Source organism: Runella rosea (assembly GCF_003325355.1).
Lineage (GTDB): Bacteria > Bacteroidota > Bacteroidia > Cytophagales > Spirosomataceae > Runella > Runella rosea.
Genome location: NZ_CP030850.1, coordinates 5,928,339 through 5,941,405, shown reverse-complemented (window position 1 = coordinate 5,941,405; position 13,067 = coordinate 5,928,339). Strand labels below are relative to the sequence as shown.

The following is a 13,067-nucleotide window of genomic DNA, read 5'->3' as shown; positions in this document are numbered from 1 at the left end:
GACCAAGACGAAGTTAGGAAAAAACAATCATTTTCTGTTTTCTTTCCTTCAACTTGACCCTTATCGGCTTTTTAACTAAGTCCCAACCCCGCCTTTCTGGTCAATTTCATACATCCATTTTCTAAGATGAACCCGCCACTTACCACATCCTCGGCCAAGTCAAAACTACCGTCCAAATCAAGGTAACGGGTGTTGGAACAGGCAAATGCCGCGTGTAGTGCCGCCGTAATGCTCACGATGCTTTCATCATTGCAACCCCAAAAAAGGTCTATGCCCGCGTGTTGGGCAATGTTAGCAATTTCCAACGCGCTTAGGATTCCACCGCATTTCATCAGTTTGATGTTGAAACTACCGAAAGGTTGCGGTTGTTGTGCCAATTGCAACGCATAATGCGCATCTTTGAGAGACTCATCAGCCGTTAAAAGCCGCCGTTCTTCCACTTTCAAATTAAGTAATTCTGGCTCTTTTCCCACGGGCAAAGGCTGCTCAATCAATTCTAAATCAACGGCTTGTGTATCTCTTAAAAACCTTTGTAAATCAACCAATGCGTAACCTTGGTTGGCATCGACTCTAATTTTGAGTTTGTTTTGAAAACGTTCGTGCAATTTCAAAACTCGCTCAATATCTTGCTCAACATTCTCGCCCGTTTTCACTTTCAATACTTTAAAGCCCAGTCTGAAGTATTCTGCCGCCTCTCTGAGCGTATTCTCCACCGACATGATTCCGATGGTTACGGATGTAGGCAGTTGCGTTATTTTTTGTCCGTAAAACTCCACCACTGGAATACCTAAAAACTGCCCGAAGGCATCGTGAAGGGCAATATCAAGGGCGGCCTGCGTGCCAGGCAACTGCCGGAAATGGCGTTTTACTTCATCAATCAACTGCCGAAAATGCCGAATATCCCGTCCTACAAGGTTTTCAAAAAATATAGATTGGCAGTTTTTAAAAGTCTGTTTGCAAGTTTCCCCCACTACTTCTTCTGCGGGGCTTGCTGCTCCCTTGCCCACCATGCCATTTTCCAGCTCTACTTCCAAAAATACATTTTCTACGTCCGAAAACGTATACCCCGCAATGCTGTAAGGCTTACTCAACGCCAGATTTTTGAGATAAGCACGAATCGATTTTATTTTCATGAAAAAGCCCAAAGGTTAACGGCCTAAATCCTTCTTAATCAGCCTCGTTTGTGTCATCAATGCTCTACGTTCAAGCGCGTCAATTCTTTCAAAGTTGGCATCAACTTCTCCACCCCTTCTTCCAATGGTAGCAACACAGGAATTTGCAATTGTTGCTCGTAATGTTTCTGGTAATCAAGCGATTCCTGCGTTGAGCAATCTTCCGTATTTAAAGCCAAGGCAATTACTTTTGCCCCAAATTTTTCAATGATTTCCACTTCTGATTCTACACTCGGAATCCTGCCCCAATGGGGTTCGTTGTCAAAATATTTTCGTTTGGGTGAATGAACCAAAATAACGTGTTTGGCATTACCAGAAATCAAAAACTCCAACCCGCACGGCCCGCTAGGGTTGCGTAGGGATGATTGCCCTTCTACCAAAATCACATCGGCCTGGGTTTCTTTCCAACACGAAACAATCGCGTGTTCGACCTCCCCCGACACAAAATCGTTAAGGGTTGAGTCAAAAATAAAGCCGTATTTGCCGCCTTGTAACCAGCCCGTTTGCCCCGTATAAATCATCTGGGCGTTTATTCCTTGGCTTTCACACATCTGACGAACCATCCGCGCCGTGGTGCGTTTTCCCAGCGCACAATCCATGCCGATGACCGCAATAATCGGAACAGTTACATCGTAAATTTCTCCCGTCCAGAAATGTAAATCTTGGCGGGATTTGGGTTTACGAACATCAATCAACTGCACTTGATATTGCGTCGCCAACGCAACTAGTTCAGGTTTTTCGCTCAAGTATTCGTGCAACCCATTGACGATGGAAATCTGCTGTTGGATAGCTTCTTTTACAATACCAAACATATTTTCTGGTAAAACACCCCCCACCGTTGCTACCCCAATAATCAGATAATCAATCTTTTGTAACTGAATAAGTGCACTTGACAATGAATCAAAAATGGGGATATTTCTGGCTTTTCCATCCAGCACGTCGCCTGCGTCGCGGCCCGCTGTAGGCGGGTCAATTACTCCGACGATTTCGTAACGCTCGGTGCCCCGAATCAAGCCATGTGCTGTTTTTGCATCGTTGGTGGTAAGCAGGCCATTGGTTAAAATAATTGCTTTGTTCATGATGTGTACCTCTTCTTTATCGCCTCCAAAAAGGCGTTTAGGCTTTGTTGATTGCTATTGTCTTTTGATAAATACCCCAGGAAATTTACCCGTGGTTTTCTGCGACTCATAAACGAGTTGACCGTTGACCCATACTTTTTCAATTCCCGACGAAAGCGCGGTAGAATTTTGAATATTGGCGTTGTCTTTCACGGTTTCGGGGTTTAGCAGCACCAAATCAGCATAGTACCCCGATTGTACAATTCCACGGTCAGTCATCCCCAAATGCTCCGCCGTTAGCCCCGTCATTTTGTGAATGGCGGTTTCTAAAGGCATGATTTTTTTGTCGCGTACGTACGTTCCCAATACCCGCGTAAAAGCCCCGTGACCACGGGGATGCCCACGCCATGCGCCATCGGAACAGATATTTGTGTGCGACCAACTCAGGAAATCCGCAATATCGGACTCATCCATCGACTTCCCCATAATCGCCTCAATTCCACCCTCATAATCTGGATTTCTCTCCTCAAAATCAGCCGCTTGTGCAATCAAAGCCATCAAAGTTTGGGCGGGTTTTTCTTGGCGAAGCGTGGCAATTTGAGAAAGGGTTTTTCCCGCATAATCTTTATTGGGCGCAAACCGCACGACCACCGATTTTTCGGGGTCACACAGCTGAGTTACGGCAAACTCAGCACTTGCACTATTTGTATAATCGCGGTTGGGAAAAAGCACCCGCAACGTAGAGTTCCAAAAATCGTAGGGGTAACAATCGGCCGTGATATTTACCCCTTGAGCGCGTGCTTTTTGGAGCTTGCCCAACAGCGCCAACGCATTTCCCCATTGGTCACGTTTAGCAATTTTGATGTGCGAAATCTGCACGGGCATTTTCGTTTGTTGGCCGATTTCAATGATTTCGTCAATGGCTTCATCCAGATTAATATCCTCACTACGAATATGGCTCATGTACCGTCCGCCCAACTCCGCCGCCACTTTGGCTAGTGTCAATACTTCGTCTCGATTGGAAAAAAAAGCCGACTCATATTCCAACCCCGTCGCCAATCCCAGCGAGCCTTTGTTCATTTCATCCCGCAGCAAGTTCTTCATCTTTTCTACCTCCTCTGGCTTGGCGGTTCGGTATAAACTCTTGGCTCCCATCGCTTTGGCCCGCAATGTAGAATGTCCCGTATAAGTGGCGACGTTGATGGCAACGGGTCGTTTTTTGAAAAAACTTTGTATCGTATCCATCGGAGTACTGCCTCCGTCTTGCCCAGTTACAATCGTCGTAATTCCCTGATTGAGCGCCGCAATCCCGTCGGGATGCTCTTCCAAGCCGCCAAAATGGTGGCTGTGGCTGTCAATAAAACCCGGTGCAAGCGTCATTCCTTTTCCCTCGGTCACGGGTTCGTTAGGGAAAGGCACTAAATCACCGACTTCCCATATCTTGTCGTCTCTCAAACGTACAGCCGCTGGCCGACTAGCAGTGCCCGACCCGTCAATGAGTTTAATGTTTGAAATCAGTTCAGTTTTGGGCAACTTCAGTACGTTACCCGCCAAAACGTCCTTTACCACTTTCCTTACCGTCGCATCGGTAGAGTTGGAAAGGATAATAATCGTTTGTTTTTTTTCGATATTTCGGATAATCTCATTGAAAAATCCGACCCAACTTCCCGTGTGTGACAGCACCTTCCCGTCATTTTCGATAAACCAAGCAAAGCCATAAGGATGTGTTTGACCGTTGTTGAATTTAACCGGCGTTATGGCCTCCTGCCACGTAGCGGCACTGACCAGTTTTTGAGTGTACAGCGCCTGATCCCATTTCAGCAAATCTTCGACCGAAGAATACACATTGCCATCGCCAACGACTCCGTCCAAACGAATTAAATCATTAGGTACATTCCGTCCGTTTTTTCGCTGATAACCCATTACCCGATTGACGGGTGATTGTTTCATACGAAGGCAATAAATGTAGGTATCATTCATCCCCAACGGCCTCGTAATCTGTTGTTTAAAGAAATCTTCAATGGGCATCCCCGCCGCTTTCTCAATCACCGACGCCAGAATCACATAGCCTGTATTGTTGTACTCCCATTTTTCTCCTACGCCAAATTCTAGGTTGGGTTGGTGGGTTTTCAACAATTGAAGCAGCTTTTCGTTGGTCAGCGTATCCAGCGTATTGTTGTGTTTCTGGGCCAACTCAAAATATTCGGGCAAGCCGCTCGTGTGGGTGAGCAGGTGCCGAATGCTTATCTTTTCGTAGGGAAAATCGGGTAAATGTTGCTGAACCTTATCGTCAAATTGTAGTTTTCCTTTTTCTTTCAACATCATGACCATCATCGCCATGAATTGCTTTGAAACCGAAGCCAAATTGAAGGAAGAGGTTGTTTTGAGCGGCTCTTGCAAGGCCAAATTAGCGATACCCAACGCCTTTTTGTACACGGTTTTTCCATTTTCTGCCACCAAAACCACCCCGCTAAAAGATGCCCGTTGGTGCAAAATTGTCAATGCCGAATCCAACGTTTTCAATTTTGAAGGACTGTATTGAGCGTAAGAAAGCTGAATGCTCAACAGCACACAGAGTACCGAAAAGAATCGTTTGGCTGCCATAAAGTTGGGGTTGAAAATTTCGATAAAAGATTCAGGAAGAAGGTGGCAAAGCGTACAAGGAGCCTACCGTTTGATTCTTAAATGTTGATGAAGTGTGAACGAAAATAGTCTTTTATTCTTTAAAAAAAGAATTTATTAGTCATAAAAAATAGAATTTTACAAAAAATAAGCATATTTTGCTTTAAATAAAGTCAAATACCTCCTCCCAAAAGCAAATTATGCTTGACGAAACTGACCTCCGTATTTTGGCGTTGTTGCAGCAAAACGCCAAGTTGACCATCAAAGAATTGGCCGAAGCCCTTCACCTAACCACCTCCCCCGTTTTTGAACGTATCAAACGCTTGGAAAAAGAAGGCTACATCAATAATTATGTGGCATTGGTAAACCCCGAGAAAGTAGGACGCGGACAAGTAGTGTTTTGCAACGTTTCGATGCCCGTTTATACCACCGAAAACATCGAGACATTTGAGAAAATTGTCCGCCAAATGCCGCAGGTAATGGAATGTTATCATCTGGCCGGGATGGTTGATTATCAACTGAAAGTCCTCGTCAAAGACATCAAAGAATACGACAGCTTCTTAAAATCATTTGCCGAAATCCCGATGGTAAAAGTCCACAGCAGTATAGTGGTATTGCACGATGTGAAGTACTCCACCGAAGTGCAGTTGTAGGAAAAACAATGGCTTTTATTTTTTAAATGAACCCACCTAACTACCGCATTATCCAATATTGCATTATCTTTTCAGTAAATAACTGCACTTTTTTACGCCTCCCTTTTTTTCAACACTTTTCCAAAGTAGATTTGGAAACCGTAACCTAATCTAAAATCCGTATCACTTCATGAAAAAACTGATTACACTTCTCATCACACTATCGGTATGTTCGTACATCTGGGCCCAAACGCCCACTTTTCCGCGCAACGGCGTGTATGACGAGCGCCCCGAATTGTACGCTTTCACCAACGCAACCATTTACATTGACGCACGCAACGTACTCGAAAATGGCACTTTAATCATTAAAAACGGCGTAATCGTTGGCGTGGGCAAAGACCTACAAATTCCCAACGGAACCGTCGTAACCGACCTCAAAGGCAAGCGCATCTATCCTGCCCTGATTGACATGGAATCGGACTACGGAATGCCCGAAGTCAAACGCACCCAAGGCGGCGGACGCGGCGCACCGCAGCAGATTGAATCCAATAAAAAAGGTGCTTACGGCTGGAATCAGGCCCTGAATCCCGAAACAGAAGCAGGAAAATTATTTGCCGTCAACAATGCCAAAGCCGATGAGCTGCGCAAATTAGGCTTTGCTACGGTGCTCACTCACCACCACGACGGCATCGTACGCGGTAGCGGCGCGCTCGTGACTTTGGCTACCGACAGCGAAAACAGCGTCATTGTTCGTAGTCCTGTTTCTGCCCATTTATCGTTCAGCAAAGGCTCTTCTGGCCAACAATATCCCAACTCACCCATGGGCGCAATGGCGTTGTTGCGCCAAACCTACTACGATGCCGAATGGTATAAAAACGCGGGCAAAAATGTTGAATACAACATCTCACTCGATGCTTTTAATGCCCTGAGCGGATTGCCGACCGTATTTGAAGCAACCGACAAATGGAGCTTGCTCAGGGCCGACAAACTGGGTGATGAATTCAAAACACAATACATTTTTCGTGGCAATGGCGATGAATACCAGCGCATTGACGAAATAAAAGCGTCGGGTGGCACGCTCATTGTTCCGCTCAACTTCCCAGCAGCCTTCGATGTAGAAGATGTTTGGGATGCCGACAACGTGAGCCTTGCCGAAATGAAACACTGGGAAATGGCTCCCGCCAACGCGGCGGCCTTGGAAAAAGCGGGCGTTAATTTTGTACTGACTTCGGCATTGCTCAAAACAAAAACGGAATTTTGGACCAACCTACGCAAAGCCATTGAATACGGTTTGTCGGAAACCAAAGCCCTTGAAGCCCTCACGGCGATTCCCGCCCAACTCCTCAAATGTGATGATAAAGTAGGAAGCCTCAAAACGGGCGCTTGGGCCAATTTTATCATTACTTCGGGCAATTTGTTCAACGCAGACAATGTCATCTACGAAAACTGGATTCGGGGTAAAAAATACATCATCAACAACCTCAACCAAGCCGATATTAGGGGAACGTACAACTTAAGCATGGAGACCGAAAAGGGGAAATTAATCATTACTGGAAAACCCGAGAAGCCTGATTATCAAATTGTACTGAGCGATACTGTGAAAATTACGCCGAAAGTAACTTACCTCAACGACCTGATTTCGCTCAATTTTCAACCCGACAGAAAAGCCCCCAACGCCACCACTCGCCTGACGGGTTATCGGGAAGGAACGGGCTTTAAAGGAAGCGGAGAAACCGCCAAAGGCACCCCTACCAAGTGGGAAGCGGCCCTACAGGAGCCGATAAAATTGGCCGAAGCACGCCGCGATTCAACCCGCAAACCTGCTCCGAATGTAGGAAAACCCCTGTTTCCATTTGTTGGATTTGGGAATGCCGAGAAACCAAAATCAGAAACGTTGTTGATTAAAAATGCCAGCGTTTGGACCAGCGACGACGCAGGGATGCTGCCAAACAGTGATGTATTGGTTGAAAATGGTAAAATTGCCCGCATTGGCAAAAACCTCTCTGCCGCCAACGCCCGCGTGATTGACGGTACAGGCAAACACCTGACGCCGGGTATTATCGACGAGCACTCACACATCGCGCTTTTCTCCATCAACGAAGGTGGTCAATCCAGTTCCGCCGAAGTACGCATGAGCGATGTTATCAACCCCGACGATATCAATATTTACCGTCAATTGGCGGGCGGCGTCACCATGTCGCAATTGTTGCACGGCTCCGCAAATTCCATCGGCGGGCAATCGGCCGTGGTAAAATTGAAATGGGGCGGCAATGTTTCGGAGATGCTCCTGCCCGAAGCACAGTTTATCAAATTTGCCTTGGGTGAAAACGTAAAACAGGCCAACAGCGGCAATCCAACGAGCCGTTATCCGCAGACGCGGATGGGCGTTGAGCAGGTATTTATGGATCATTTCACCCGTGCCCGCGAGTATGAGCGCGCTTGGGATTCGTACAATTCGATGAAGACCAAAATCGGAATGCCCGTGCCTCGCCGTGATATTGAACTAGACGCGTTGGTTGAAATTCTCAACGCTAAACGCTTCATTACATGTCATTCGTACGTACAATCCGAAATCAATATGCTTCTAAAAGTCGCTGATTCTTTAGGCTTCAAAATCAACACGTTTACGCACATTTTAGAGGGTTATAAAGTAGCCGATAAAATGAAAAAACACGGGGCCGCAGGTTCATCCTTTGCCGACTGGTGGGCATATAAAATGGAAGTAAAAGACGCGATTCCGTACAATGCTGCCATTTTGACCAAAGTAGGCGTATTGACCAGCATCAACTCCGACGACGCCGAAATGGCCCGCCGCCTGAATCAAGAAGCCGCCAAAGCAGTGGAATACGGCGGCATCGCCGAAACCGAAGCCCTCAAAATGGTGACCATCAACCCTGCCAAAATTATGCACTTAGATAAACGTACGGGCAGCATCAAGACGGGCAAAGATGCCGATTTGGTATTGTGGAACAACCACCCGCTTTCGATCTACGCCCGTCCTGACTATACCATTGTTGAAGGGGCGATTTACTACTCCACAGAGGGCGATGACAAACGACGCGACGAAGTAGAAAAAGAACGCGCTCGTTTGGTACAAAAAATGATTTCGGCCAAAACAGGTGGCGCTACCGCCATCCGTCCGCCTTTCCGCCGTCAGCGTATGTGGCATTGCGAAGATGTAGAGGGCGTTATGGCAGAAGGCGAAGAGCAAAGCGAGGGGGAAAAGAAATAGGAAGTAAGACGTAGGAGCTCAGAATTTTACAAATCATGGATAATAGAACACCAATCCAAACTTTCCGAGATTTACAAGTTTATACTTTGGCTCATCAATTAGCCATGAAAATTTTTTGGCTCAGCACAAAATTTCCCTCTGAAGAAAAATACTCCTTAACCGATCAAATACGACGTTCCTCTCGCTCCGTTGCAGCAAATATTGCAGAAGGTTGGGGAAAGCGAAGATTTGAAAATACATTCAAAAGACATTTAATCGACTCCATCGGCTCCCTTGAAGAGACTAAATGTTGGTTATTATTCGCTTTAGATTGTCTATATATTAGTCAAGAATCATACAAAGAACTAACTACCGATACTGAATATCTCGGTGCTAAACTTTCGAAATTACATGAGAACTGGAAGACCTTCTAACTATCCCATAAAAGTCAAAAAGTTATATTTTGCTCAGGCATCTTATTTCTTACAGCCTATTTCTTATTTCCTACTGCTTATTTCTGGCCTCTTATTTCAGCCCGTATCGGCCCAAAACCCCGCGCCGGCGAAGCCCCAAACCAAGCCTATTGCACTGGTGGGCGGCACGGTTCATGTAGGCAACGGCACCGTGATTGACAAAGGAACGGTGGTATTTGATAAAGGAATCCTTACCGCCGTAGGCGATGCAAGCACAACTTTTGACCGTAACGCCACCGAAGTCATTGATGTAACTGGTAAACACCTCTATCCGGGCCTCATTGCGATGGGTGCCACAACGGGTTTGGTCGAAATTAGCTCAGTTCGGGCCACTACCGACAATCAGGAAATCGGGGCGCTCAATCCTAACGTTCGGGCATTGGTTGCTTATAACACTGATTCTGAGGTTATTCCTACTTTGCGTAACAATGGATTATTGCTTACCCAAGCGACTCCCCAAGGGGGCACGATTTCGGGTTCGTCATCAGTGATGGAACTCGACGGATGGAATTGGGAGGATGCCGTTCTGAAAAAAGACGACGGCTTGTGGCTAACGTGGCCACCGTTTTTTACCCGCGAATTCAACTTTGAGGATTTTTCGGTAAGCCTACAGCGAAACAGCCGTCGTCAGGAGGTAATCAATAATCTTGCGCAATTGTTTTCGGATGCTAGCGCATACAGCCAGATCAAAAATCCCAGCATTACCAATCTCAAATTGGAAGCGTTGCGGGGTCTTTTTAGCGGAAATCAAAATTTGTACATCCGCGCCGACAACAGCAAAGACATTATCGAAGCCGTCAAATTTGCCAAATCGCACGGGGTTCAGAAACCAGTCATTGTGGGAGCGGAAGATGCGCTCAGGGTGGTAGATTTTTTGAAAGAAAACAATATTCCTGTGGTGTTGGGAGAAACGCACCGCCTCCCCAACCGTCAGGATGAGCCTGTGTATCAGCCGTATCAGCTGCCTTCGTTGTTGCAAAAAGCGGGGGTCACGGTTGCATTAAGCTACGGCGAAGCCTATTGGCGTACGCGCAACTTGCCCTTTGTGGCTGGAACCGCCGCGGGATTTGGCAACCTCGACCGCGAAGAAGCGTTAAAAATGATTACGTCTACCCCCGCCAAAATTCTCGGCGTTGACAAACAGGTAGGGACGTTGGAAAAAGGGAAGCTAGCCACACTCGTAGTCTGCAAAGGCGACATTCTGGATATGCGCTCCAACGGCATTGAACACGCTTTCATCAGGGGCCGTAAGACCGACCTTGACGACCGCCACAAACGCCAGTACAAAAAGTACAACGACAAATACGAAATCGGAAACAAATAAAGGCTTGTAAAATACTTGCCAAGACTCAGCGTTTCTATTTCGAGTCTTGGCAAGTATTAACCATTATTGCTTGTTGCCGTGTTGTTTTATCATTTCTTCCATGATTTTCTTACGCTCGGCAGGCGTCATATTCTGTATTTTATTAGGATCAATGGAGGTCCCTTTTTTATAGTCCGCTGGAATGCTGAACAGGGCGGCCGACACGGGCTTTGTATCGTATTTCACCAACTCCATCGTCATTCCTCCTTCTTTATTTTTCATTTGCGTTTTGACCACAAAACCTTCGGCACCCGCTTTTTTCAATTCGCTGTACATTTGGTCATTGCCGCCGCTCATGCTTGATTTCCAATAACCCATCATGCTTTCATAGCCAGCGATGTCTTTGGTGGTCCACATGTCCATGGGGCGGTTGCTCATGGTTACCACGATGTGTGTGCAATTGAGGTTTTGAAGCTTTTCTTTTCCCACCACTTTTACCGTCACCTTAGCCGCGTTGGGGTCTTTGGGAGTTGAATTAGTATTTAGTTCGGTGTAGGTTTTGGCCCCTTCATTCAGCATAATCATAGTATTAGGCTTATTGGGAAGCATCAGCATTACTTGCTTGTGCGACATTCCAGGCATATTGAGACTGGTTTCCATGCGCACTTTTCCGCTCGCAAATTGCATTTTGCTGGTCGATACATTACTTTGCCCTTGCCCCGACATGGTCATTTTGTATTCAATCGTTCCTTGTTGTGCCAGAACTGAAATGGCTCCCGCCAACGCAAGAGTAAGCGATAACAATTTTTTCATAGTATTGATTTTTATGGGAAAAGATATACAACGTCAGTTGTCGTGATTTTGTATGATAGAATTATTTAAAATCAAAAAAGGGCTATCAGCCCTCAAACGCCCACTAAGGCAACACTTCCCATAAACGCCAAAATTTCTAGAATAAGGGCGATTGCTGAAATTCAACAACCGCCCGTAAAATATTAGCTTACCGCATTAAATGCCACAGCAAATTCTTTTTTGGCAAAATCCTCCAACGTCGTCGGGGTGGTATTGGTGGCATCACGCTCGTAACCATTGAGGTACTCTCCCGAGTTTAAGCCCGCAAAAAGCTCGTTATAACCGTCGGCGATGGTTTCGGGCAGACCGGCGCCAATCATCCCCGCGCGGGCATCTTCGGGCGAAAATTGTACATACTGAAAAGGTTTTCCAACGGTATCGCTCAAAATAGCGGTTGCTTCCTTCATGGTATAATCGGCAGCTCCCGCCACAAAAACGTGGGAATGACCTTTGAAATCAAGCGTTAACAAATGCTTAACGGCCACTTCTGCAATGTCGTGCGTATGCACCAACGGAACCTTTAAATCAGCATTGAGCGTATACCCCTGAATCCCCGCGGCCTTGATTAAACCGATGTTACCGAAAAAATTCTCCATAAAATACCCTGCTCGCAAATTGAGCACGTTCAACCCTTCCACCGTTTTGAGTGCCTGTTCCAAATCGTACAATCCACTTACGGGTCCAGCACCCGTCGGCATGTGTGCCCCCATTGAACTCAGTACCACAGCGTATTTTACACCCGACCCCTGCAATGCATCCACAAAATTTTGAATGATTTCACGCTGATACGCCCGCCAATCGGTAATGTTCCATTTGGGAGGAACCATCAAATAAACGGCTTCGGCACCTTTGAATGTTTCTTTCAAAAATGCGGCATCTTCCAAATCACCGACGGCCAATTGGGCTCCTTTTTCGGCCAATGCGGCTCCCTTTGTTGCGTTGCGAACAACGGCTTTTACTTTTTTTCCTGCTGCAAGCAGCTCTTCGGCAATGATGTGTCCGGTGTGTCCTGTGGCTCCTGTAATAACGTACATGATTCTTTGGTTTTAATTAATTTATATTTGTTTTCAATATACATACATACCAGTTGGTATGTATGCGGGCAAAAAAAATCAGACTTTAAGTCCTTCGGAAAATTGTTTTAGTTGGGCAATAACCATTTCAAAAGCGGCCCGGCTTTGCATGGCTTTGGCCACGCTAAAACCTCCTTCAATGGCCGATAAGTAGAAAAAAGCGGTCTGAGTTGGGTTAAAATCAAGTTTAAATTCTCCCGATAATTGGGCATTTTTCAGCCCTGTCTCAACCTGTAACTGCATTTGATGGGTAATTCGGTGCAATCTTTTGCGAAACCCTTCATCCAAAGGTGGCATTTCCTGCGTAAGATTGGTCAGTGGACAACCAAGCTTGATTTCTTCGTCAGTCTTGGCAAAATCTCGATATGATTCTAATATGCCAAGCAAAACAGCGCTAAAATTTTTCTCGGCGCGTTCAAATGGTTCCCAGATTTTTAGGTAGTGGGGTGCCAGCAATTCATCCAAAATAGCGTAACCTAAATCAAACTTATTGGGGAAATAATGATACAATGCCCCCTTCGTAATCCCCATTTCAGCCACCACCTTATCGGCACGAACTCCCTGAAAGCCATTGCGGTGAATAGCTTCATAGTTTTTGTGTAATATTTCGGTTCGTGTATCTGTCATGATGGCACAAAGGTAAACATACCAGTTAGTATGTCAAGTTTTTT

10 protein-coding genes are annotated in these 13,067 nt (G+C 46.0%); 4 read left to right on the top strand and 6 right to left on the bottom strand.

The features are described from left to right. Nucleotides 1-71: 71 nt before the first annotated feature. The 3 genes from DR864_RS24360 to DR864_RS24350 are packed head-to-tail and all read right to left on the bottom strand — an operon-like array spanning nucleotide 72 to nucleotide 4,834. Nucleotides 72-1,133, bottom strand: coding sequence for a mandelate racemase/muconate lactonizing enzyme family protein (locus DR864_RS24360; RefSeq protein ID WP_114069409.1), 1,062 nt, complete (start codon nucleotides 1,131-1,133; stop codon nucleotides 72-74). A 56-nt stretch (nucleotides 1,134-1,189) separates the two neighbouring features. Further along, a complete protein-coding gene (locus DR864_RS24355) occupies nucleotides 1,190-2,251 on the bottom strand; it encodes an N-acetyltransferase DgcN family protein (protein WP_114069408.1) in 1,062 nt (353 codons plus the stop codon). Between the two features lie 54 nt (nucleotides 2,252-2,305). Beyond that, on the bottom strand, nucleotides 2,306-4,834 hold the full coding sequence (locus DR864_RS24350; RefSeq protein WP_114069407.1) for a serine hydrolase: 2,529 nt from the start codon (nucleotides 4,832-4,834) through the stop codon (nucleotides 2,306-2,308). A 218-nt stretch (nucleotides 4,835-5,052) separates the two neighbouring features. Between DR864_RS24350 and DR864_RS24345 the strand changes: the two genes are divergently transcribed. The 4 genes from DR864_RS24345 to DR864_RS24330 all read left to right on the top strand — a co-directional run bounded on the left by DR864_RS24345 (nucleotide 5,053) and on the right by DR864_RS24330 (nucleotide 10,492). Then, nucleotides 5,053-5,505, top strand: a complete 453-nt coding sequence (locus tag DR864_RS24345; RefSeq protein ID WP_114069406.1) for an Lrp/AsnC family transcriptional regulator — start codon at nucleotides 5,053-5,055, stop codon at nucleotides 5,503-5,505. Nucleotides 5,506-5,674: 169 nt separating this feature from the next. Continuing rightward, nucleotides 5,675-8,716 carry an amidohydrolase family protein gene (locus DR864_RS24340; protein ID WP_114069405.1) on the top strand — a complete coding sequence of 1,014 codons (3,042 nt, stop codon included), beginning with the start codon at nucleotides 5,675-5,677 and terminating at the stop codon, nucleotides 8,714-8,716. Between the two features lie 35 nt (nucleotides 8,717-8,751). Continuing rightward, nucleotides 8,752-9,129 carry a four helix bundle protein gene (locus tag DR864_RS24335; RefSeq protein ID WP_114069404.1) on the top strand — a complete coding sequence of 126 codons (378 nt, stop codon included), beginning with the start codon at nucleotides 8,752-8,754 and terminating at the stop codon, nucleotides 9,127-9,129. Beyond that, nucleotides 9,107-10,492, top strand: coding sequence for an amidohydrolase family protein (locus DR864_RS24330; RefSeq protein WP_229599463.1), 1,386 nt, complete (start codon nucleotides 9,107-9,109; stop codon nucleotides 10,490-10,492). Before DR864_RS24335 ends, DR864_RS24330 begins: the two co-directional genes overlap by 23 nt. 63 nt (nucleotides 10,493-10,555) lie before the next feature. Here DR864_RS24330 and DR864_RS24325 read toward each other — a convergent pair whose 3' ends face one another. The 3 genes from DR864_RS24325 to DR864_RS24315 all read right to left on the bottom strand — a co-directional run bounded on the left by DR864_RS24325 (nucleotide 10,556) and on the right by DR864_RS24315 (nucleotide 13,023). Then, complete coding sequence (locus tag DR864_RS24325) at nucleotides 10,556-11,284, bottom strand: DUF4412 domain-containing protein (protein WP_114069402.1); 729 nt, start codon at nucleotides 11,282-11,284, stop codon at nucleotides 10,556-10,558. Nucleotides 11,285-11,466: 182 nt separating this feature from the next. Beyond that, a complete protein-coding gene (locus DR864_RS24320; protein ID WP_114069401.1) occupies nucleotides 11,467-12,357 on the bottom strand; it encodes an NmrA family NAD(P)-binding protein in 891 nt (296 codons plus the stop codon). A 78-nt stretch (nucleotides 12,358-12,435) separates the two neighbouring features. Further along, the gene (locus tag DR864_RS24315; RefSeq protein WP_114069400.1) at nucleotides 12,436-13,023 is read right to left on the bottom strand and encodes a TetR/AcrR family transcriptional regulator; all 588 of its coding nucleotides are present in this window, start codon (nucleotides 13,021-13,023) and stop codon (nucleotides 12,436-12,438) included. Between the last annotated feature and the right edge of the window lie 44 nt (nucleotides 13,024-13,067).

Coding starts and splice junctions, on each gene's coding strand:
- DR864_RS24350 (WP_114069407.1), bottom strand. CDS start 4,834: ATGGCAGCCAAACGATTCTTTTCGGTACTCTGTGTGCTGTTGAGCATT.
- DR864_RS24335 (WP_114069404.1), top strand. CDS start 8,752: ATGGATAATAGAACACCAATCCAAACTTTCCGAGATTTACAAGTTTAT.
- DR864_RS24345 (WP_114069406.1), top strand. CDS start 5,053: ATGCTTGACGAAACTGACCTCCGTATTTTGGCGTTGTTGCAGCAAAAC.
- DR864_RS24320 (WP_114069401.1), bottom strand. CDS start 12,357: ATGTACGTTATTACAGGAGCCACAGGACACACCGGACACATCATTGCC.
- DR864_RS24315 (WP_114069400.1), bottom strand. CDS start 13,023: ATGACAGATACACGAACCGAAATATTACACAAAAACTATGAAGCTATT.
- DR864_RS24360 (WP_114069409.1), bottom strand. CDS start 1,133: ATGAAAATAAAATCGATTCGTGCTTATCTCAAAAATCTGGCGTTGAGT.
- DR864_RS24330 (WP_229599463.1), top strand. CDS start 9,107: ATGAGAACTGGAAGACCTTCTAACTATCCCATAAAAGTCAAAAAGTTA.
- DR864_RS24325 (WP_114069402.1), bottom strand. CDS start 11,284: ATGAAAAAATTGTTATCGCTTACTCTTGCGTTGGCGGGAGCCATTTCA.
- DR864_RS24355 (WP_114069408.1), bottom strand. CDS start 2,251: ATGAACAAAGCAATTATTTTAACCAATGGCCTGCTTACCACCAACGAT.
- DR864_RS24340 (WP_114069405.1), top strand. CDS start 5,675: ATGAAAAAACTGATTACACTTCTCATCACACTATCGGTATGTTCGTAC.